This is a genomic window from Methylocystis iwaonis (assembly GCF_027925385.1).
Lineage (GTDB): Bacteria > Pseudomonadota > Alphaproteobacteria > Rhizobiales > Beijerinckiaceae > Methylocystis > Methylocystis iwaonis.
In genome coordinates this window covers 1,991,078-2,010,498 of the sequence record NZ_AP027142.1, presented here as the reverse complement: position 1 = coordinate 2,010,498, position 19,421 = coordinate 1,991,078, and the positions used below count along the sequence as shown (strand labels likewise).

Below are 19,421 nucleotides of genomic sequence, written 5' to 3'. Positions count from 1 at the left end.
CCGTAAAGCGTTAGGGCGCGAGATGTGACCTCTCGCCCTCGGCCCATTGCGCGCGGGTCTCGGCAATGAAATCGGAAAGCCGGCCCTCGACGACCGCGGCGCGCAACCCGGCCATCAACTGCTGATAATACGCCACATTGGCTTGGGTCAGCAGCATCATTCCCAAGATTTCCCCAGCCTTTACGAGATGGTGGAGATAGGCGCGCGAGTAATCGCGCGCCGCGGGGCACGAGGAGTCGGGGTCGAGCGGGCGCGTGTCTTCCGCATGGCGGGAGTTCTTGATGTTGATTTTTCCGAAGCGCGTATAAGCGAGGCCATGGCGGCCGGCGCGCGTGGGCATCACGCAATCGAACATGTCGATCCCGCGCGCGACCGCCTGCATAATGTCGTCCGGCGTGCCGACGCCCATGAGGTAACGGGGCTTTCCGGCCGGGAGATGCGGAACGGTCGTCTCCAGCATGTCGAGCATGACCTCTTGCGGCTCTCCGACCGCCAGGCCGCCGACCGCCAAGCCGTGGAAATCCATATCGGCGAGCGCCCGGGCGCTTTCGACGCGCAAAGCTTTGTTTGCGCCGCCTTGAACGATGCCGAAGATCGCCCTGCCCGGCTGCTCGCGAAAAGCTTTGCGAGAGCGCTCGGCCCAGCGCAGCGACAGGCGCATCGCGCGTTCCGCCTCTTCGTCGGAGCATGGCAGACGAACACATTCGTCGAATTGCATCTGAATGTCCGAGCCCAGCAGATGCTGGATCTCCATCGAGCGCTCGGGCGATAGATGGTGCCGCGAGCCGTCGATATGCGATTGGAAAGTGACGCCGCTTTCATCGAGCTTGCGCAGCTTGGCGAGCGACATAACTTGAAAGCCGCCCGAATCCGTCAGGATCGGATAAGGCCAGCGCATGAATTCGTGCAGGCCGCCGAGCTTGGCGACCCGCTCGGCGCCCGGCCGCAGCATCAGATGATAGACATTGCCGAGCAGAATATCCGCGCCGGCGGCGCGCACGTCCTGCGGAAACATGGCTTTCACCGTCGCCGCCGTTCCGACAGGCATGAAGGCGGGCATGCGGATTGTTCCGCGCGGCGTAAAAATCTCGCCCTTGCGCGCCGCGCCGTCTGTCGCCTGCACGGCGAAGGAGAAGTCATCACTCATTTTCGTTCCTTGGCGCCGAGTTCGGCGAGCTTGACGATTTTATACTGTCCGGAATCCATCTCGTTGAACCACACGGAGAAGGTTGCGCCCACCCTTATTTCCGCCTTACGTAAGTCGGTGCGCCATGGGTCTGCGCTCTTGCCGAATTCAATCCGTCCGTCGCGTCGCAGGATAAAGGGGAGCGGCGCGGCTCCGTCGAGGTCGAAGGCGCCGAAGACATCCCATGCTGACGCGACGCGTAAATCCTCGACGCGCAGATCGACAGTCATCCGCGCCTCGGTGGGATCGTCCCGCCATTGCGCAATCAGCCTCAAGTCGCGCGCCTCGCTCATCGGTCGGCGCGATAGAGAAGGCTGGCGTCGCCGTAAGAATAGAAGCGATAGCCGTTGGCAATGGCGTGCACATAGGCGGCTTTCATACGGTCGACGCCGCAAAAGGCGCAGACCAGCATGAAGAGCGTCGAGCGCGGCAAATGAAAATTGGTGAGCAGCATATCCGTCGCGCGGAATTTATAGCCGGGCGTGATGAAGATGCTTGTACGTGCAGCGTAAGGAAGGACCATCCCCTCCTCGCTCGCAGCGCTTTCCAGCGTGCGCAAAGCTGTCGTGCCAACGGCGATGATGCGGCCGCCCCCGCTGCGCGCGGCGTTCAGCGCGTCGGCGGTCGCCGCGTCGATGCGGGCGAACTCCTCGTGCATCTTATGCGCGTCGGTGTCATCCGCCTTTACGGGCAGAAAGGTGCCGGCCCCGACATGGAGCGTAACGCGATGCAGCGTCACGCCCATCGCTTCGATTTCGGCGAGGAGCGCCGGCGTGAAATGCAGCCCCGCCGTGGGCGCGGCGACGGCGCCGGCCTCGCGCGCGAAAACCGTTTGATAGTCCGTCTCGTCGCGTTCGTCGGCCGCACGCTTGCCGGCGATGTAAGGCGGCAAGGGCATCTCGCCCAAGGCTTCGATCGCTGCGTCGAGTGCCGGGCCGGAGAGAGCAAAGCTCAGAGTGATCTCGCCTTCCGCGCCCTTTGCCTCGACATGCGCCACAAGGGACGCCGCCTCATCATTGCGAGGAGCGTTAGCGACGACACACTCCAGAGCCGGGATGGCGCTCTCTATTGCTTCGCTTCGCTCACCATGACGGGAGAAGCGGATTTCGTCGCCGATGACGAGCTTTTTTGCCGGCCGCATGAGCGCGCGCCAGCGTGATGCGTCGAGCCGCTCGATCAGCGTCGCCTCCACGCCCGCGCTCAATTCGCCGCGAATGCGCTTTCCGGAAAGCCGCGCGTGAATGACGCGCGTGTCGTTGATGACGAGAGCGTCGCCGGGCCGCAAATAGGAGAGAAGGTCGCGCACGATCCGGTCTTCTAAAGAGCCTGACGGCGGAACGACGAGCATGCGTGCGCCGTCGCGCGGCTCTACGGGGCGTAGCGCGATGCGGTCTTGGGGAAGCTCGAAGTCGAAGAGATCGACGCGCATGTTTGTTGCTCGATCAAACGGGCGGCAGGCGAGGCGCGCCATCCCCCGCTTGCCGGGAGGTCGGTGGTCGGAGACCGCCGGGGGCTCTTTCGCTGCGAAGAGCCCGCGTCGACGCCCCTCGCGCTTCGAGACGCCTGCTGCGCAGGCTCCTCAGCATGAGGGGCTTCTGCATCTACGCCAAACACTTAGGCCTCATCCTGAGGAGCGAGCGAAGGACGAGGCCGCCTTTGTCACCGAACTGAGCGCGCTCAGCCGCCCAGCGTCGCCTTGATGATCTTGTCGGGATCCTTCACCGGCTCGCCGCGCTTGATCTTATCGACATTCTCCATGCCGGAGATCACCTCGCCCCACACCGTATATTGGCGATCGAGGAAACGGGCGTCGGTGAAGCAGATGAAGAACTGCGAATTAGCCGTATCGGGGTGTGAAGCGCGCGCCATGGAGCAGGTTCCGCGCACATGCGGCGCCTCGTTGAACTCGGCTTCAAGGTTCGGATATTGCGAACCGCCCGTGCCGGTGCCGCGCGGGCAGCCGGTCTGAGCCATGAAGCCCTCGATCACGCGATGGAAGACGATCCCGTCATAGAAGCCCGCGGAAACGAGCTTCTTGATGCGCTCGACATGCTTGGGCGCGAGATCGGGACGGAGTTTGATGACGACCGGACCCTTGGTGGTCTCCAGCGTCATGGTGTCGGCGGCTTCAGTCATTCTCGTTTTCCTTAGAGAAAGGCTCCCTCACCCTGAGGAGCGGCGGAGCCGCGTCTCGAAGGGCGAGGGAGCCGTTGCGTAAACGCCCTCCTGCTTCGAGACGCCGCCTGCGGCGGCTCCTCAGCACGAGGGCTTTTCACCTTGGTTAGCTCTCGTCGCCGGCGGCGCGCATCTTCACGATCTTGTCCGGGGCAACGACCATGCCATTGTTGGATTTGTCGCCCTTTTTGATCTTGTCGACGACGTCCATGCCCGAGATCACCTCGCCCCAGATCGTATATTTGCCCTGGAGCTGCGGCGCGTCGGCGTAGCAGATAAAGAATTGCGAATTGGCGGAGTCCTTGTCGCCGGGCTGGCGCGCCATGGCGACCGTGCCGCGCTTGAAGGGTAGATCGCTGAACTCGGCCTTGAGATCGGGATAGCGTGAGCTGCCCATGCCCGTGCCCTCGGGGTCGCCGGCCTGCGCCATGAAGCCGTCGATCACGCGGTGAAAGACGATCCCATCATAGAAGTGTTCCTTGGCGAGGCGCTTGATGCGCTCGACATGCTTGGGCGCCAGATCAGGCCGCAGCTTGATGGTGACGCGTCCGTCTTTCGTGTCGAGGTAAAGAAGCTCGTCTTCCGCGCGGACGATCGAAGCGGTTCCCAGCGCGGCCGAAAAAGCCACGGTAGCGAGCAGCAGGCGGCGGGTAAGTTTCATGGAAAAAGCCTCCCTTTAGGCCTTGGTTTTATCCGCGCCTTGTGATGGCGCGTTTCAGGGCCTCGACGGAAGCGGCCGGCGCGAAGGCCGACACGTCGCCGCCGAGCGCCGCGATCTGGCGCACGAGGGTGCCGCTGATGTGGCGGAGCCCTGGCGAGGCCGGCAGGAAAACCGTGCGAATGCCGGGCGCGAGCGTCCCGTTCATCCCCGCCATTTGCATTTCATAGTCGAAATCCGAGCCGTCGCGCAATCCGCGCAGGATCGCGCATGCGCCCTGCTCTTTGGCAGCCTCGACCACGAGGCCGTCGAAGCTTGCGACCGCAACCTTCTCGCCGAAACCCTCCTGGGCAACGACCGTCCGGATGGTTTCGGCCCGCTCCTCGAAAGTGAGCCAGGGCGCCTTGCCGGGATGCACGCCGATGGCGACGACGACCTTGTCGAAAAGCGCGACGCCCTGGCGGAGAATATCCAGATGACCGTTGGTCAGCGGATCGAAAGTGCCGGAATAGAGGGCGGTGCGGCTCATGAGGCGCGCTCGTAGACGATCTCGCCAGCGACCACAGTGGTCTTTGGCGCGCCCTGCAGCAGAGCGCCGTCGAAGGGCGTGTTACGGCACCGCGAATGGAGCTTTTCGGGATCGACGACGAAGGGCTCGTCCGGATCGAAGCGGATGAGATCGGCCGGCGCGCCCTTTTGCAGATGGCCCTGCTCCAATCCGAGGATTTCGGCCGGTCGCGACGACATGGCGGCGAGGAGCTTGGGAAGCGAAATATCGCCGGAATGGACGAGCCTCAAGCCGGCGGCGAGCATGGTTTGCGTGCCGATGGCGCCGAACTCGGCTTCCGCAAAAGGCAGGCGCTTCATTTCCACGTCCTGCGGATCGTGGTCGGACACGACGACGTCGATCAGCCCCTCGGCGAGTGCGGCGACGAGCGCTTTGCGTTCGTCCTCGAGGCGCAGCGGCGGGCGCAGCTTCAGGAAGGTTCGATAATCGCCAATGTCGTTTTCATTGAGCGTGAGATGGTTGATCGTCACCCCGCAGGTGACGGGAAGCCCCGCCGCCTTGGCGGCGCGCAGCGCGTCGAGCGACAGCGTCGTCGTGACAATGGCCGCGTGATAGCGCGCGCCGGTGAGCGCGACGAGGCGCAAATCGCGATCCAGCATGAGCGCCTCCGCTTCGCGCGGCACGCCCGCAAGGCCGAGGCGCAGAGCGAAATCGCCCTCGTTCATCACGCCGCCGGCAAGGTCCGGGTCCTGGGGGAAATGCACCACCAGCGCGCCGAAGTCGCGCGCATAGCTCATGGCGCGGCGCATCACGAGCGCGTTTTTGACCGAGCGCGCGCCATCGAAAAAGGCCACGGCGCCGGCCTGCTGCAAAAGCCCGAGCTCGGCGATCTCCTTGCCCTCGCGGCCCTTGGTGAGCGCCGCCATGGGCAACACCCGCACGCGCCCCGTGTCGCGCGCGCGGCGCAGGACGAAATCGACCACCGCCGGATCGTCGACGGCCGGGAAGGTCGCGCTTGTGGCGACAAGCGTCGTCACGCCGCCGGCGGCTGCGGACAGCGTGGCGCTGGCGATGGTTTCGCGGTGCTCGGCGCCGGGTTCGCCGACGAAGGCCTGCATGTCGATGAGGCCGGGCGCGAGGACGTCGCCCGCGCAGTCAATGACCCGGGCGCCGTCGGGGGCGTTTTGCGCGGTCAACGTCGGCCCGAGATCGGCGATGCGGCCATCCACGGCGAGCAGCCCGCCGCGCGTCTCGCTCCCCGCGGCGGGGTCGATCAAGCGGGCGTTGACGAAAAGGAGCGGCGCAGAAGGCCGCGGCGACGGCTGATGAGGCGACATGGCGCCTGATTAGGGCATTTTGCCGGGGTTGGGAATGCGCAGAGGCGAATGAATGTCCGGCGGCGCCGCGACCGGCGCAAGGCCCAGCCACATCCCTCCACTTTCGTAAGACCAGCTCTTGTCTTGAATCCAGCCAGTATAAATCTGATAGATCCAAATAAATTGCCCATCTGTTTGTGCGTCTGTGGTCCTTTTGCTTGGAAGTTTTCTCGCTCAACCTGCTGGCGTCAACGAGACGGCGTTCCCCCTGTTGCCTTGTTGGCGAGCGACGGCCGGCCTCCCGCGAGGCCTTGGGAGCCGGCCGTCGCTCCCTCGTCGACAGGCGGAATTCGCAAACAATCAACTAAAGGGAGGGAAACATGGCTGTTAACGTCCATACCGGCGAAGTCGGAAAAGTCCTGATCTACATCGCCGGATTTGTCGCCTTCGTCATTGTCGCGATGACCTGGGTCCCCGCGTGGATTTCACCCGACTCGGCAAATATCACGGGCAACACGGGCTCGACCGCGCGCATGGTGCAATAAGCGCGTGCAAAAGGGCGTTCCAGGAACCGATCCGCCCGGAACGCCCGTTTCTCTATTTGCTTGCCTATAACCCTACCGTTCCCGTCAGCGCCGGTCGCGCCTCATAGAGCGGATACTCCGCCTCGACGACATAGGGTCCGCCGCCCACCGAATCCCGCGACGAGTAGAGCACGAAGCGATCGGCTGTGAACCGCAGTGGCGGGAAATAGCCGCGCGCCCCGAGATAGGCCGCAACAGACGCTGAATTCGACCCGCGCAGCCGCGCCAGCGTCACATGCGGCGAAAACTTGCGCGGCTCCGGCGGCGCGCCGAGGCGCCGCATCAGCCTCTCCTGCTCCGCCTGCATCTCCAATACCGCCGGGTCCGGCCGCACGCGCGCTACGATGGCGCGCGGCTTGTCGCCGCCGAAAGAAGCGAGCTGATCGATCGTCACCTCGACTTCGGGACGCTGGATAAAGGAGAGGGCATTCGCGGCGTCATGGGCGAAGCGGTCGTCGACGTCGCCCAGAAAGCGCAGCGTGATGTGGTAGTTCTCGACGTCGATCCAGCGCGCGCCAGCGACGCCCCCGCGCAGCCGCGCCAGGCTTTCCGCAATATGGGGAGGAACTTCCAGGGCCGTGAAAAGTCTAGGCATGTGCTCCTCCTCTATGCTGTTGAACATCCCGCGCTATTGCGCGCGCGACTGGGCCTTCCCGTCCGGAGACGCGAGAACCTTTTCGACATAAGGGGCTATTTTCGTCACGACCTTGGCGACGCCCGCCGGGTTCGGATGCAGGCCGTCGCCGAGCAACAGCTTGGGCTCGCCCCAGACCCCTTCCATGAAAAACGGAACCATCGTCACTCCATATTTGGCGGCGAGGTCGGGATAGATCGAATCGAATTCCTGGCGGTAAGCTTGCCCCCAATTGTTGCTGGAGACCATGGCCGCTAAAATGACAGTGACGCCTTTCGACTGAAAACTTTCGATGATCGTCGAAAGATTGTCCCGCGCTTCCTGGGGGGATGAGCCGCGCAGCATGTCATTGGCGCCGAGCTCCAGAATCGCAACGTCCACATGGCCGTCGGACAAGGTGTAGTCGAGGCGCGCGAGGCCGGTGGCGGTCGTGTCGCCGGAAACGCCGGCGTTAATGACGTCCACGTCGTAGCCGTCCGCCTGTAGACGCTTTTTCAACTGGGAGGGCAGCGAATCCCCGGCCGGCAGCCCGAAGCCCGCGGTCAGGCTGTCGCCGAAAGCCAGAACCCGCTTTTGCGCCGCCTCGGCGCCACCCGAAAACAACGCCATGGAAACGCTCAAGATTTGGAGCCAGCCCCCGAAGAGGCGATATAAGGGCGAAGCAAAATGCGTCTGAAGCGGCGCGTCGTTCAAGGATCGTCTCTCCGTGCAACCAGTTATCGAACTCGCAGACGTCCATCTCACGCTGGGCGAAGGCGCCGCGCGGGTCCATGTCCTCAAGGGCGTCAGCTTGAACATAGCCCATGGCGAAACTGTGAGTCTTCTGGGCCCCTCCGGGTCGGGAAAATCCACGCTGCTCATGACCCTCGCCGGGCTGGAGCGGCCCGACTCCGGCGCCGTCAGGATCGACGGAGCCGATCTGGGCGCCCTCTCGGAAGACGCGCTGGCGCGCTTCCGTGGTCAAAAGATAGGGGTCGTCTTCCAGTCTTTCCAGCTCATTCCGACCATGACGGCGCTCGAGAACGTCGCTGTGCCGCTGGAGCTTGCGGGCAAGCCCGACGCCTTCGCGGTCGCCGAGGCGGAGCTCGTGGCCGTCGGGCTCGGCCATCGCCTCTCCCACTATCCGACTCAGCTTTCCGGCGGCGAACAGCAGCGTGTCGCGCTTGCCCGCGCGCTCGCCCCCGACCCGCTGATTCTGGCGGCCGACGAGCCGACCGGCAATCTGGACTCTGAGACCGGCGCTTCCGTGATCGACCTCATCTTCGCCCAGCAGAAGCGCCGGGCCGCGACGCTGGTGCTCGTCACCCATGACGCCACCCTCGCCGCGCGCTGCGGACGGCGCGTGCGACTGCGCTCGGGGCGCATCGAGACGGACGAAAACTGATGGCCGGCGCGCGCTTTCGCTCCCTCCCCTTCGGCCTGCGCTTTGCGCTGCGCGATCTCCTCGGCGATCCGCGCGGCTTTTCGATCTTCTTCGCCTGCATCGTCATCGGCGTCGCCGCGATCTCGGGCGTCTCGGGCTTGTCGCGTTCGCTCTCTCAGGGCCTCGCTCGCGAGGGCCGCACCATTCTCGGCGGCGACGCCTCCTTCAGCGTTACCGCGCGGGAGCTGACGCCCGAACAGCAAGCGTTTTTCCAGGCGCGCGGGCGCCTCTCGGAAATCTCGCTGATGCGCGCCATGGCCCGGCGCGACGACGGCGAGGCGGCGATGATCGAGATCAAAGCCGTCGATCCCGCGACCTATCCCGCCTTCGGCGCGGTCGCGCTCGATCCCGCCGTCTCGCTCGCCGAGGCGCTGGCGGAGAAAGACGGCGTCGATGGAATCGCCGTCGATCCGATCCTGCTGGCGCGGCTCGACGTGAAGCTCGGCGACACGCTCTTGATCGGCAATAGTCGGATGAGATTACGCGCGCAGCTCATGAGCGAGCCCGATAAGCTCGCGGGCGGCGTCGGCTTCGGCCCGCGCGTGATGATGACGCGCAAAGCGCTTGTCGCCGCGGGGCTCGTGTCGCCGGGCTCTGTGGTGCGCAACGCCACGCGCATTACGCTGAACGGTAACGCCAGCGACGAGGAGGTGAAAGCCTTCGCCAAAGCCGCCGACGCCGCTTTTCCGCAGGCAGGCTGGGATTTGCGCACGCGCGACGCGGTCTCGCCGCAATTCTCGCGCAACCTCGATCGCTTCACCCAATTGCTGACGCTGGTCGCGCTGACGGCGCTGGTCGCGGGCGGCGCCGGCGTCGCCAACGCCGTGCAGGGCTTCGTCGAGCGCAAGCGCATGCAATTCGCCGTTCTGAAGGCGTTGGGCGCGACGGGCTCGCATGTCTTCGTCATCGCGCTCGCGCAGGTGCTGGCCGCGGCGGTTTTCGCGATCCTGCTCGGCCTTGCAGTGGGCGCCGTTATTCCTGTCGCCGCGGCGGAGACATTGAAGCAGCTTGCCGAGCTGCCCGTATCGGCGTCTCTCGATCTGCGCGGCGCGTCTTTCGGCGCGCTTTATGGGCTGCTCGTGACGCTGATCTTCGCGCTCGTTCCGCTGGGACGCGCGCATGAAGTCCCGGTCGCGGCGTTGCTGCGCGACGACACGCGCAGCATAAAGCTCACCCGCTACCGCGCCGGCGCCTGGGCGGCGGCGGCGTTGCTGGCCGCGCTGATCATCCTCTCCTCTCCCGATCTCAAGCTGGGGCTCGCTTATGTCGGGGCCGCCGCCCTCGCCTTCGGAGCCTTACGCGGAGCCGCCTGGCTCACCATGCGCGCGGCCCGCGCCGTGCCGCGTCCGCGCGATGCGCGTGTGCGTTTCGCCCTCGCCAATATCTGGCGGCCAAAGAGCCTCACGCCGGCGCTCGTCGTCTCGATCGGCCTGACCCAGACCTTGCTCGTCGCCCTCGCGCTCGTCGAAGGCTCGATCCACAATGAGCTCGCGCGCGCCGACGCCGGGGAAATCCCCAATTTCTATTTCATTGACGCGCCGAAAGCGGAGGCGCCGGCTTTCGCCGCCTTTCTGGCCGAGCAGGCGCCGGGCGCCAAGATCGAGCATGTGCCGATGATGCGGGGCCGCATCATCGAGATGAAGGGCGTTCCCGTCGAGAAAATAACCGTCGCGGAGGACGCCAAATGGGCGCTCGACGGCGATCGCGGCGTGACCTTCTCGACCGACCTACCGGCAAATTCTCGCCTCGCCGCGGGCGAATGGTGGCCGGCGGATTACAATGGCCCGCCGCTGGTCTCGCTCGAGGAGCGGGTCGCGGAGGGGCTCGGACTTTCGCTGGGCGACGAGATCAAGGTGAATGTGCTGGGCCGCGAGACAGTCGCGAAGATTACCAGCCTGCGCAAAGTCGACTGGCGCAGCTTCGGCATCAATTTCGTGATGGTGTTTTCGCCCAGCACTTTTGCGGCGGCGCCTTACATGGAGCTTTTCACCATCTCCTATGGCGCGCCGAGCGTCGCCGCGCGCGACGCGATGGACGCGCGCCTCGCGCGCGAGGCGGCGAAGCGCTTCCCAATGATCGTGTCGGTGCGCGTGAAGGACGCTTTGCAGGCGGTCGATAAAATCGCCGGGCAATTGGCGCTCGCCGCCCGGGCGGCGGCTGGGCTCGCGATCGTCACGGCTATTCTCGCCCTCGCCAGCGCCGTTGCGAGCGGTCAGCGGGCGCGGCTGCATGACGCCGTGGTGCTGAAGACCCTGGGCGCGACGCGTGGATGGCTTGCGACGACCTATGCGCTGGAATTCGGCCTCGTCGGGCTCGTCGCCTCGCTGATTGCGCTCCTTGCGGGCGCAGGCGCGGCCTTCGCCATGACGACCATGCTGATGAAGATCGACTTCGTTTTCCCGGTGGGCGCCGTGGCGGCGACAACCGCGGCGGCGCTCGCGGTCACGATCGCGCTCGGCCTTGCGGGCACCTGGCGCGTTCTGTCGCGTCGCCCGGGACCGGAGCTACGGGAGTTGTGAGCCTCAGGCGTCGACGAGCCGGAATTTGAAATCCGGAACGGCGGCGCTGCGGAGAACCTCTTCCGGCGCCTTGCGAGTCACGCTGCCCCAGCCCGTTTCGCTCGGGCCAAGATGGACGAAGGCCACGCGCTCATTGGCGTCGATGACCCAATATTCGCGCACGCCATGGCGCGCGTAGAGTTTGGCCTTCAAGTTGAGATCATAGGCGAGGCTGGAGGCGGCGACTTCGATGGCGAGCAGAATATCGGGGCCGCGAACGTCCTGGGTCCGGAGTCTCTTGGAATAGACCGCGATGTCCGGTTCGACGAAAGTGCTCGCAGACAAGAAGAAGGAGCTTTCGAAGCCGATCCTCAAAGTGTCCGGACACGATTTGGAAAGCGCCATGCCGAGCTCGGATTTGATCAGCTCATGCGCAGAATACTTCGGCCCCATGGGGACAATTTCCCCCTCGATCAGCTCAAAATTCTCATCTTCGGAAATGATGCCGGCGTCCTGCATGGCGACAATCTCGTCGACCGTGAAGGCGCGGCGGTAATATCCCTCGGCGGCTTTGGTGATGGTCGACGGCATTGAGCGACGGCTCCTCGCGCGTAACCTATCATAGGACAGGGCGCGCGGCGAGGAGCCGGCCGGCCGCCTCAACTTTGCGGCCGCTCATCCTGGAAATCCCGCGCCGGGTCCGCCGCGGCGCGCACCACGAAATCTACCTTTCCTTCCACAATATCGCCGTCGGTCGATAGCACCCGGTAACGAATTTGATAGGGCCCCGGCTTCAGCGCCGGCGCTGGAAGGGTCATTTCTCGCGAGGCTGTTTGCTGCGTCGTCTCGGCGATCACGGCGCCCTTGTCGTCGGTGAGCTTCACGACCGAGAAATGCGCGTCGGCCGTTGCCGAGAAGGCCAGCTTGATCCGCGACAACGGATGCATCACCTCCTGCCTCTTCGCCGGAACCGAGTCGATCAGATAAGCGTGAGCCAGAGCTGAAACCTGCGTTGCAGCCAAGGCGAGCGCGGCAATGGCGACCGTCTGCGGCAGCATCATGAGCCTTCCTCCTGCAAGGCCGCCACCTATCGCGGCCCGTGTGATTCAAACGTCTGGGCTGAGCCGTTGTTCGCTTCCAGTTTTGAATTTTTCTAAAAGGCGACCGCGACGCTCGCCCTTGCCCTTCCGCCCGCGCCGGACTAAAAGCACGCGATGCGTCGCCGGCCGAGAGGCCGTATCGGCGCTTTTTGGCTTGACCGCGCCGTATCCCGCGGGCGGGCCGCGGACTTCGACCCGGAAGCTGACGCCCGTGCCAGACAAGAGCGTGTTTTCGCTGCAGAATATCGGCGTTTCGATCCTCGCTGGCCTCGCCGCCGCGACGATCGCGCTCGTCGTCACGCGCGGCGGCGTCGGCGGGCTGATCTTCGCCCATCTCGCGCCGCTGCCGATCCTCATCGTGGCCTTTGGCTTCGGAATCATCCACGGCGCGACCTCGGCGATCCTCGCGACGCTGATCCTCTCGATCTACCCCCACCCTATCGTGGGCATGGGCTATGGCTTGCTGGTCGCCGGCCCGGCCTGGCTCGCCGCCTATGCGGCGTCGGGCGCGCCGCGAGGCGGCCGCGATCTGATCCGGGCGAATTTTTCGAGCTGGGCCTGTCTCGCCGCCGGGGGCGCGATCGCCTTCGCCGTCATCCTGTGGCTCGTCGTCGCCTCCGTCAGCAATGGCTCGCTCGACGAGGCTCTGAACCCGATCCGCGCCCGCGCCTTCATATTGCTCGACAATATGCGGCGCGACCAGCAGCTTCCCGAATCCTTGAACCCGACCGAGCTTTCAGGCCAGGTCGCCCTCGCCGTGCCGGCCTTTCTGGCGGGTTACGGGCTCTTTGTGCATGTCGCCAACATCTGGCTCGGCGCGGCCATCGCCCGCGCCTCCGGGCTTCTGACGCGTCCCTGGCCCGACATCGCCATGGAGTTCCGCCTTCCCCGCAGCGTGGGCGGGCTTTTCCTGACCGGCCTCGCGCTGACGTTTTTCCCTGGCCCGTCGGGAGCGATCGGCCTGGTTCTGGCCGCCACCATGGGCATGCTGCTGATGCTGCAGGGCCTTGCTGTCGTTCACATTTTCGTGCGCGGCTCCAAGTCCAGCGCATTGGTCCTCGCGATTCTCTATTTCATGCTCGGCTTCCTCGGATGGCCGATCGTGCCTCTCACTGTGCTCGGCGGCGCCGACACAATCTTCAACTATCGCGACCGCAAGACGGCCGCGGCGCCTGAAAATCCGGCGAAAAGCGATTGACAGAAGCCGGATTTTCCTGACAAAGGCGCCAACTCTCGGAGAAGAAGAAAATGGAAGTCATTCTGCTCGAACGCGTGGCCAAGCTCGGCCAGATGGGCGACACGGTGCGCGTGCGCGACGGCTACGCCCGCAATTTCCTCCTTGCGCGCGGCAAGGCGCTGCGCGCCACGGAAGGCAATAAGGGCCATTTCGAGACCCAGCGCGCTCAGATCGAGGCCCGCAATCTCGAGGCCAAGAAGGAAGCCGAGGCGGTCGCCGAGAAGCTCGACGGCCAGACCTTCGTGATCATCCGCCAGGCGGGCGAGAGCGGCCATCTCTATGGCTCGGTCGCCACGCGCGACGTCGCCGAGGCCGCGACGGCCGGCGGCTTCTCGCTCAACCGCAACCAGATCGTGCTGACCCATCCGATCAAGGCGCTGGGCCTGCACAGCGTGCCTGTGCATCTGCACCCGGAAGTCGACGTCAAGATCACGCTCAACGTCGCCCGTTCGGAAGAAGAAGCCGAGCGCCAGGCGCGCGGTGAATCGGCCACGGCGCGCGAAGAGACCTCCATGGACGATCTCGGCCTCGAGATCGGCGCGGCGCTGGCGGAAGCCGGCGACGTGGAGCTGTAAGAAGCTCTTCCGCTTTTTGGTTTTCGGCCCGGCGCTCGCAAGATCGCCGGGCTTTTTTCCTTGTCCGCCGAACCCGTCATTGCGAGCGCAGCGAAGCAATCCAGAGCCCCATCGCCGCCCTGGATTGCCGCGTCGCTGCGCTCCTCGCAATGATGATCGCGAAGCGATTCGCGCGGGCTGCAAGCCCTACAGCTTCCCCACAGCGTGATTCTTTTCTCCTCTGTGGAAAAGACTCGCAACTGGCGCCGCTAAACCATCGCTTAAGAGTCACGTCTGGCGCCCTTGCCTCGTTCATGCGAAGGTCACACTCGAACCGGCCGGCTTCCGCGTCGCGTGTTTGAAAGCTCCGGAATTTCATTCGCAATAAACGAGCCTCTATGCCGCCGATCGAACAATTGGCGGGCCGCCGCGCCTTTCAGGTCGCGCAGCCCGAGACGCCCGCCTATCGCACGCCGCCCCACAATATCGAGGCTGAACAAGCGCTGCTCGGCGCGATTCTCGTCAACAACGACGCCTTCGACCGCGTCTCGGATTTTCTCAAGCCCGAGCATTTCTCCGAGGAGCTGCACCGCCGCATCTATGAGACGACGGGTCAGCTCATCCGCGCCGGCAAGCTCGCGACCGTCGTCACCCTGAAGACCTTTCTCGCCGACATCGAGCTGCCGGCCGGCGTCACCATACAGGCCTATCTCGCGCGCCTCGCGGCGGAAGCGACGACCATCATCAACGCCGAGGATTACGGCCGCATCGTTCACGACCTCGCGACGCGGCGCGACCTCATCAGCATCGGCGAAAGCATCGTCAACACCGCCTTCGACTCGCCGGTCGACGCGAGCCCCCGCGCCCAGATCGAAGAGGCCGAGCGCAAGCTTTATTCAATCGCCGAGACAGGTCGATATGAGGGCGGCTTCCAGCGTTTCTCCGACGCGCTCACCATCGCGATCGACATGGCGTCGAGCGCCTATATGCGCGACGGCCACCTCTCGGGCGTTTCCACGGGGCTTGCGGATCTCGACGAGAAGATGGGCGGCCTGCAAAAGTCCGACCTCATCATCGTCGCCGGCCGCCCCGGCATGGGCAAGACGGCGCTGGCGACCAACATCGCTTTCAACATCGCCAAAGCCTATCAATATGAAACCGAGCCGGACGGCTCTCATAAGACCATCAATGGGGGAATTGTCGGCTTCTTCTCGCTCGAAATGTCGGCCGAGCAATTGGCCACCCGCGTCATCGCCGAGCAATCCGGCGTCGCGAGCTACAAAATCCGCCGCGGCGATCTCAACGAAGAAGACTTCCGTCGCATTGTCGACGCCTCGCGGGAGATGCAGAGCATTCCCTTTTACATCGACCAGAGCGGCGGCATTTCCATCGCGCAGCTTGTCGCCCGCGCTCGGCGCCTGAAACGCCAAAAGGGACTCGATCTGCTCGTCGTGGACTATTTGCAGCTCCTCTCCGGCTCGAAATCGCGCGGCGACAATCGCGTGCAGGAACTCACCGAAATCACCACGGGCCTGAAGGCGCTCGCCAAGGAACTGAACGCGCCGGTGATCGCGCTCTCGCAGCTCTCGCGTCAGGTCGAGTCGCGCGACGACAAGCGCCCGCAGCTCTCGGACCTTCGCGAGTCCGGCTCGATCGAGCAGGACGCCGACGTCGTGCTCTTCGTCTATCGCGAGGAATATTATCTGAAGAACCGCGAGCCGCGCGAAGGCACGGAAGAGCATATCCAATGGCAGGCCGAGATGGAGCGCGCTTATGGTCGCGCCGAGGCGATCATCGGCAAGCAGCGTCACGGCCCGACGGGCACGGTGGCGCTGGCCTTCGAGGCCGAGGTGACCCGCTTCTCCAATCTCGCGGACGAGGACAAGCTGCCGGCCCCGATGTAAATTAGCCTTGAAGAATACGGCAGTCTGCCGTATTCTTCATCCCATGCCCAAGAACGACACCGCCCGCCTTGAAGCCCGCCTCCCGGCAAGCGTCTACGCGACATTGAAGCGCGCCGCGGAGCTGCGAGGCCGGACGCTAACCGATTTCGTCGTATCGGCCGCGCATGAGGCCGCGCGTAAGGCAATTGAGGAAGAGGAAATTATTCGGCTTTCCGCGCAGGACCAACTCGCCTTCGCGCACGCCTTAATAAACCCGCCGGAGCCGAACGCAGCCTTGGAAAAGGCCAAGCGGGCGCATGCCAAAAATGTCGAAATGCGGTGACCCGCTTCTATTCGACGGCGCTCGGCGCCCGAGATCGCAGAGGCTTCTCGAGCGGCAACGCCAGGATTGACCGGTATTTCGCAAACGGCCTCGGACAGGACGTAAGGCGCAACTATGCGGCCTGCTACGTTCTCGTCGAAAAGTCCGATGAGAAGATCGCAGGATTTTATACCCTTTCATCAAGCGGCGTCCCGCTGCTCGAGGTTCCGCCCGACCTCGCCGGCAAGCTCCCCCGCTATCCGACCGTCCCCGCTGTGCTGATCGGCTGGCTTGCGCGAGATAAAGCCTACACTGGAGAGGGCGTAGGCGGCTTGCTCCTCTTCGACGCCTTCGCGAGAATTTGCGCGTCACCCATTGGCGCGCATGCGATTATCGTCGACGCCATTGATGATGCGGCGGCTGCATTCTACCGAAAATATCTCTTCAAGCCCTTCGCCAACAAACCTGACAGCCTGTTTCTACCGCTTACGACTGCTCGCCGCCTGATCGAAGCGGATCAGTAAAAAGGCCCCGCCAAAGAGCGAGGCCCAATGTCACAGCGCAGCGTCTGTCGCAGTCAGCGTTCCGCGACCGTCCACGTCTGTTTCGACCGATCGTAGCGGAAGCCCGGGGCCGAGCGGAGCTGATCCTTGTTGACGTTCATCGCGAGCCAGAACTTATTCTCGCGCTGCGTCGGCGTCACGGCGTCGAACGAAACGGCGACGTCCTTCTCGCCCATGCCGAGGAAGCCGCCGACCGACACGATCACCGCCTGCACCTTGCCCTCGCGATCGAGGAGCATGTCCTTGATCTCGCCGAGCTTGTTATCCTGCTGGTCGTAGACGTTCTGATCGTACCAATTGGAGACCGCCGAGGCGTGCTGCGGCAACGTCGTCATCAATTGCGCCGGGGCGCCTGTCGTCCCCATGGTCGCATTCGGTCCGCGCGTGCTCGATCCGGCGCCCGGCCCCATGGTCGTGCCGGAGGTTCCGCCGGTCGTGCCGCCCGTCGCCTGTGCATAGACGGCGCCGGCCCCCGCCGTCGCCAGCGCAGCCGCGAACATAATCGCTTTCAACATGTCTGTTACTCCGTCGTCGCAAGCGCGAGCCGCGAGCGTGCGATGTCGCGCGCCCGTTTCATGACTTCACGCTCTTCGAGGCTCTAGGCACGTGAGACTAGTGTCACGTGCCCCTACAACAGACGGGCTCGGGCGTTGTTCCTAGCTTGGCGGGGAGCGGGAGACGAAGCGATCTTGCAACTCGTCATTGCGAGCGCAGCGAAGCAATCCAGGGCAGCTACCGAGGTTCTGGATTGCTTCGTCGCTTCGCTTCTCGCAATGACGGTCTGGCGTGTAACCGCTTACCGCGGCAGCACGGCCCAATAATCGAGGTCGAGCAGCACCGCCGGGTCCGGCTTGCCGTCGGAGCCGTTCAGCGGGAACTCGGCGCAGGGCTTGTCCTTGGACGCGACGAGGCGCAGGCGCAGCGCGCCAATGTCGGTGCGGCCGGGGATCTCCGCCTTATCCAGCACCTCGCTCCAGGCGAAGATGGTGCCGCCGGCGAAGAGCGGATTGACATGCTTGCCGCCGTTCACCGCCGAGACATGGAAGACATTCTCCAGCCCGTTGAAGGACAGCGCGCGCGCCATGGAGATCACATGGCCGCCATAGATGATGCGTTTCCCGAAGCGGCCCTGCGATTCGTAATATTGGTTGAAGTGCACCTTGGAGTTGTTCTGGTAGAGGCGCGTCGCAAGCATATGCTCGGCCTCCTCGACGGTCATGCCGTCGATATGGTCGATCTTCTCGCCCACCTCATAGTCGCCCCAGAAGAAGGGCGAGCCGGCGAGCGCCTTGTCATAAGCCGCGACATTGAGCGACGGGACGGCCTTGCCGAGCTCGGACGGCGTTACGGCCTTGGGGAGGTCCGGCACGACGGTCGGGCCAACGGGCGCATCCTTGTCGCGCTTCTTCACCATCACCCAGCGGGCGTAGGAGAGCACCGTTTCGCCACGCTGATTCTTGCCTGTCGTGCGCACATAGACGACGCCGGTCTCCTTGTTGGAATTCTCCTTGAGGCCAATGACCTTGGAGGTCGCGTCGAGCGTGTCGCCCGGATAGACCGGCGCGAGGAATTTGAAATCGGCGTAGCCGAGATTGGCGAGCGCGTTGAGCGAAACGTCGGGCACCGTCTTGCCGAGCACCAGATGGAAGACCAGCATGTCGTCGATCGGCGCTTCTTGATAGCCGATCGCCTGGGCGAAAGCCTTGGACGACTGCACGGCGAAACGCGGCAGATAGAGCGCCGTATAAAGCGCGACCTCGCCGACTGTGACAGTGCGCGGCGCGGCGTGGCGCAGCACCTGGCCGATCTTGAAGTCCTCGAAGAAATTGCCGACGTTGATTTTCGACTTGCTCATTTCCCTAGCCGTTTGTTGGCGCCAGCTTTGCCAGCGCATCGAGGTAGCGCGCGGGGTCGCCCGCGACAAAAAGCTTCTTCACGCGGCTCGTTTCGCCGGAGCGAATCGTCACCGCTTTTTTGGGCGCCGACAGCGCCTTGGCGATCAGCTCGATCAGGGCGGCGTTGGCGCGTCCGTCCTCGGGCGCTGAGCGCACCCGCGCCTTGAGAACGCTTTTGCCGTCCGAGAGCGTCTCGATCCCGTCTATGGCGTCGCGCCCGCCCTTGGGCGTCAATCGCAGCCAGAGCGTGACGCCGTCGGGCTCAACCGTCCAGGGCGGCTCAGCCATAGACCAGGGTGCGGGAAATAATGTCGCGCAGGAACTGCAGGGCGAGCAGCAGAATCAGCGGCGAAATGTCGAGGCCGCCGAACGCCGGCACGATGGAGCGGATCGGCCGCAACGCCGGCTCGGTGAGGGCGTCGATCGCGCGCCAGATCGTCTGCGCGGCCTGGGAGCGCATATTAATCACGTCGAAGGCGGCGAGCCAGGACAGGATGACAGAGATGATCAACACCCACCAATAGAGGTCGATGATGGTGAGAAGCAGATTCGCAACCGCGTAAGACATGCCTTCGTCCCGCAAATGATGGGCTCGGCGCCTTCCTAGCCTCCCCGCCCCCGCGCGGCAACCTTTTGCGACGCCGCAAGCTTATGTGCGAAAAATGACGTTCGGCGTCGATCGGCGATTGACAGAGAAAGGCGCGACCTTTATCCACCCGCCTCGGAGCGGGGCTGTAGCTCAGATGGGAGAGCGCTGCAATCGCACTGCAGAGGTCGGGGGTTCGAATCCCCCCAGCTCCACCAAAAGACCCCAACGAAATCATAGGCAAAGAAAGAAGCGCCTCAAGGCGGCGGGGAAGTGCGCGCGAACGCGTCGTTGCGAGC

The 19,421-nt window shown here is 64.3% G+C and carries 23 protein-coding genes and 1 tRNA gene; 9 read left to right on the top strand and 15 right to left on the bottom strand.

Annotated elements, in window-relative coordinates; translation table 11 throughout:
• Positions 1-10 precede the first annotated feature (10 nt).
• From tgt to pyrC, 7 genes are all read right to left on the bottom strand, one after another.
• Positions 11-1,147, bottom strand: a complete 1,137-nt coding sequence (gene tgt, locus QMG84_RS09690) for a tRNA guanosine(34) transglycosylase Tgt (protein WP_281927545.1) — start codon at positions 1,145-1,147, stop codon at positions 11-13.
• Positions 1,144-1,479: a hypothetical protein gene (locus QMG84_RS09685; RefSeq protein ID WP_281927542.1), complete on the bottom strand. Its 336-nt coding sequence runs from the start codon at positions 1,477-1,479 to the stop codon at positions 1,144-1,146. Before QMG84_RS09685 ends, tgt begins: the two co-directional genes overlap by 4 nt.
• A complete protein-coding gene (queA, locus tag QMG84_RS09680; protein WP_281927540.1) occupies positions 1,476-2,615 on the bottom strand; it encodes a tRNA preQ1(34) S-adenosylmethionine ribosyltransferase-isomerase QueA in 1,140 nt (379 codons plus the stop codon). The genes QMG84_RS09685 and queA overlap by 4 nt, the downstream gene beginning before the upstream one ends.
• 248 nt (positions 2,616-2,863) lie before the next feature.
• On the bottom strand, positions 2,864-3,322 hold the full coding sequence (locus tag QMG84_RS09675) for a peptidylprolyl isomerase (RefSeq protein ID WP_281927538.1): 459 nt from the start codon (positions 3,320-3,322) through the stop codon (positions 2,864-2,866).
• A 145-nt stretch (positions 3,323-3,467) separates the two neighbouring features.
• Positions 3,468-4,022 (bottom strand): peptidylprolyl isomerase, encoded by a 555-nt coding sequence (locus tag QMG84_RS09670; RefSeq protein ID WP_202071662.1) that lies wholly within the window; start codon positions 4,020-4,022, stop codon positions 3,468-3,470.
• A gap of 28 nt (positions 4,023-4,050) precedes the next feature.
• Entirely contained in the window at positions 4,051-4,548 is a 498-nt protein-coding gene (gene coaD / locus QMG84_RS09665) for a pantetheine-phosphate adenylyltransferase (RefSeq protein WP_281927535.1), read from the bottom strand.
• Positions 4,545-5,864 (bottom strand): dihydroorotase, encoded by a 1,320-nt coding sequence (pyrC, locus tag QMG84_RS09660; protein WP_281927534.1) that lies wholly within the window; start codon positions 5,862-5,864, stop codon positions 4,545-4,547. Before pyrC ends, coaD begins: the two co-directional genes overlap by 4 nt.
• A 359-nt stretch (positions 5,865-6,223) precedes the next feature.
• Between pyrC and QMG84_RS09655 the strand changes: the two genes are divergently transcribed.
• Entirely contained in the window at positions 6,224-6,388 is a 165-nt protein-coding gene (locus tag QMG84_RS09655) for a hypothetical protein (protein ID WP_202071659.1), read from the top strand.
• Positions 6,389-6,452: 64 nt separating this feature from the next.
• On the opposite strand, the gene thpR is transcribed toward QMG84_RS09655, so the two are convergent.
• Both thpR and QMG84_RS09645 read right to left on the bottom strand, forming a co-directional pair.
• Positions 6,453-7,022 (bottom strand): RNA 2',3'-cyclic phosphodiesterase, encoded by a 570-nt coding sequence (gene thpR, locus QMG84_RS09650; RefSeq protein WP_281927531.1) that lies wholly within the window; start codon positions 7,020-7,022, stop codon positions 6,453-6,455.
• A 33-nt stretch (positions 7,023-7,055) separates the two neighbouring features.
• Complete coding sequence (locus tag QMG84_RS09645; RefSeq protein WP_281927530.1) at positions 7,056-7,754, bottom strand: arylesterase; 699 nt, start codon at positions 7,752-7,754, stop codon at positions 7,056-7,058.
• Positions 7,755-7,767: 13 nt separating this feature from the next.
• On the opposite strand from QMG84_RS09645, the gene QMG84_RS09640 reads away from it, so the two are divergent.
• Together QMG84_RS09640 and QMG84_RS09635 are read left to right on the top strand one after the other, a co-directional pair.
• Complete coding sequence (locus tag QMG84_RS09640) at positions 7,768-8,445, top strand: ABC transporter ATP-binding protein (RefSeq protein WP_281927529.1); 678 nt, start codon at positions 7,768-7,770, stop codon at positions 8,443-8,445.
• Positions 8,445-11,003 carry an ABC transporter permease gene (locus QMG84_RS09635; protein WP_281927528.1) on the top strand — a complete coding sequence of 853 codons (2,559 nt, stop codon included), beginning with the start codon at positions 8,445-8,447 and terminating at the stop codon, positions 11,001-11,003. Before QMG84_RS09640 ends, QMG84_RS09635 begins: the two co-directional genes overlap by 1 nt.
• Positions 11,004-11,006: 3 nt before the next feature.
• Here QMG84_RS09635 and QMG84_RS09630 read toward each other — a convergent pair whose 3' ends face one another.
• Entirely contained in the window at positions 11,007-11,573 is a 567-nt protein-coding gene (locus QMG84_RS09630) for a Uma2 family endonuclease (RefSeq protein WP_281927527.1), read from the bottom strand.
• Positions 11,574-11,641: 68 nt separating this feature from the next.
• A complete protein-coding gene (locus QMG84_RS09625) occupies positions 11,642-12,043 on the bottom strand; it encodes a copper resistance CopC family protein (protein WP_281927526.1) in 402 nt (133 codons plus the stop codon).
• Between the two features lie 250 nt (positions 12,044-12,293).
• Here QMG84_RS09625 and QMG84_RS09620 point away from each other — a divergent pair, with 250 nt between their 5' ends.
• The 5 genes from QMG84_RS09620 (at position 12,294) to QMG84_RS09600 (ending at position 16,602) form a co-directional block, all read left to right on the top strand.
• Entirely contained in the window at positions 12,294-13,280 is a 987-nt protein-coding gene (locus QMG84_RS09620) for a DUF2232 domain-containing protein (RefSeq protein WP_281927524.1), read from the top strand.
• 50 nt (positions 13,281-13,330) lie between these two features.
• Positions 13,331-13,894, top strand: coding sequence for a 50S ribosomal protein L9 (rplI, locus tag QMG84_RS09615; RefSeq protein ID WP_202071651.1), 564 nt, complete (start codon positions 13,331-13,333; stop codon positions 13,892-13,894).
• Positions 13,895-14,271: 377 nt separating this feature from the next.
• Complete coding sequence (locus QMG84_RS09610; RefSeq protein WP_281927521.1) at positions 14,272-15,777, top strand: replicative DNA helicase; 1,506 nt, start codon at positions 14,272-14,274, stop codon at positions 15,775-15,777.
• Between the two features lie 43 nt (positions 15,778-15,820).
• Complete coding sequence (locus tag QMG84_RS09605) at positions 15,821-16,099, top strand: type II toxin-antitoxin system TacA family antitoxin (protein WP_281927520.1); 279 nt, start codon at positions 15,821-15,823, stop codon at positions 16,097-16,099.
• Positions 16,096-16,602 (top strand): GNAT family N-acetyltransferase, encoded by a 507-nt coding sequence (locus tag QMG84_RS09600; protein ID WP_281927519.1) that lies wholly within the window; start codon positions 16,096-16,098, stop codon positions 16,600-16,602. The genes QMG84_RS09605 and QMG84_RS09600 overlap by 4 nt, the downstream gene beginning before the upstream one ends.
• Before the next feature lie 53 nt (positions 16,603-16,655).
• Here the strand turns inward: QMG84_RS09600 and QMG84_RS09595 are convergent, their stop codons facing one another.
• The 4 genes from QMG84_RS09595 to QMG84_RS09580 all read right to left on the bottom strand — a co-directional run bounded on the left by QMG84_RS09595 (position 16,656) and on the right by QMG84_RS09580 (position 19,104).
• The gene (locus tag QMG84_RS09595) at positions 16,656-17,156 is read right to left on the bottom strand and encodes a PRC-barrel domain-containing protein (RefSeq protein ID WP_281927518.1); all 501 of its coding nucleotides are present in this window, start codon (positions 17,154-17,156) and stop codon (positions 16,656-16,658) included.
• A gap of 281 nt (positions 17,157-17,437) precedes the next feature.
• Complete coding sequence (locus QMG84_RS09590; RefSeq protein ID WP_281927517.1) at positions 17,438-18,496, bottom strand: MaoC family dehydratase; 1,059 nt, start codon at positions 18,494-18,496, stop codon at positions 17,438-17,440.
• A 4-nt stretch (positions 18,497-18,500) separates the two neighbouring features.
• Positions 18,501-18,824, bottom strand: coding sequence for a DUF167 family protein (locus tag QMG84_RS09585; protein WP_281927516.1), 324 nt, complete (start codon positions 18,822-18,824; stop codon positions 18,501-18,503).
• Positions 18,817-19,104: a YggT family protein gene (locus tag QMG84_RS09580; protein ID WP_281927514.1), complete on the bottom strand. Its 288-nt coding sequence runs from the start codon at positions 19,102-19,104 to the stop codon at positions 18,817-18,819. The genes QMG84_RS09585 and QMG84_RS09580 overlap by 8 nt, the downstream gene beginning before the upstream one ends.
• Positions 19,105-19,264: 160 nt before the next feature.
• Here QMG84_RS09580 and QMG84_RS09575 point away from each other — a divergent pair.
• Positions 19,265-19,340 (top strand) — tRNA-Ala (locus QMG84_RS09575).
• The last annotated feature ends 81 nt before the right edge of the window (positions 19,341-19,421 follow it).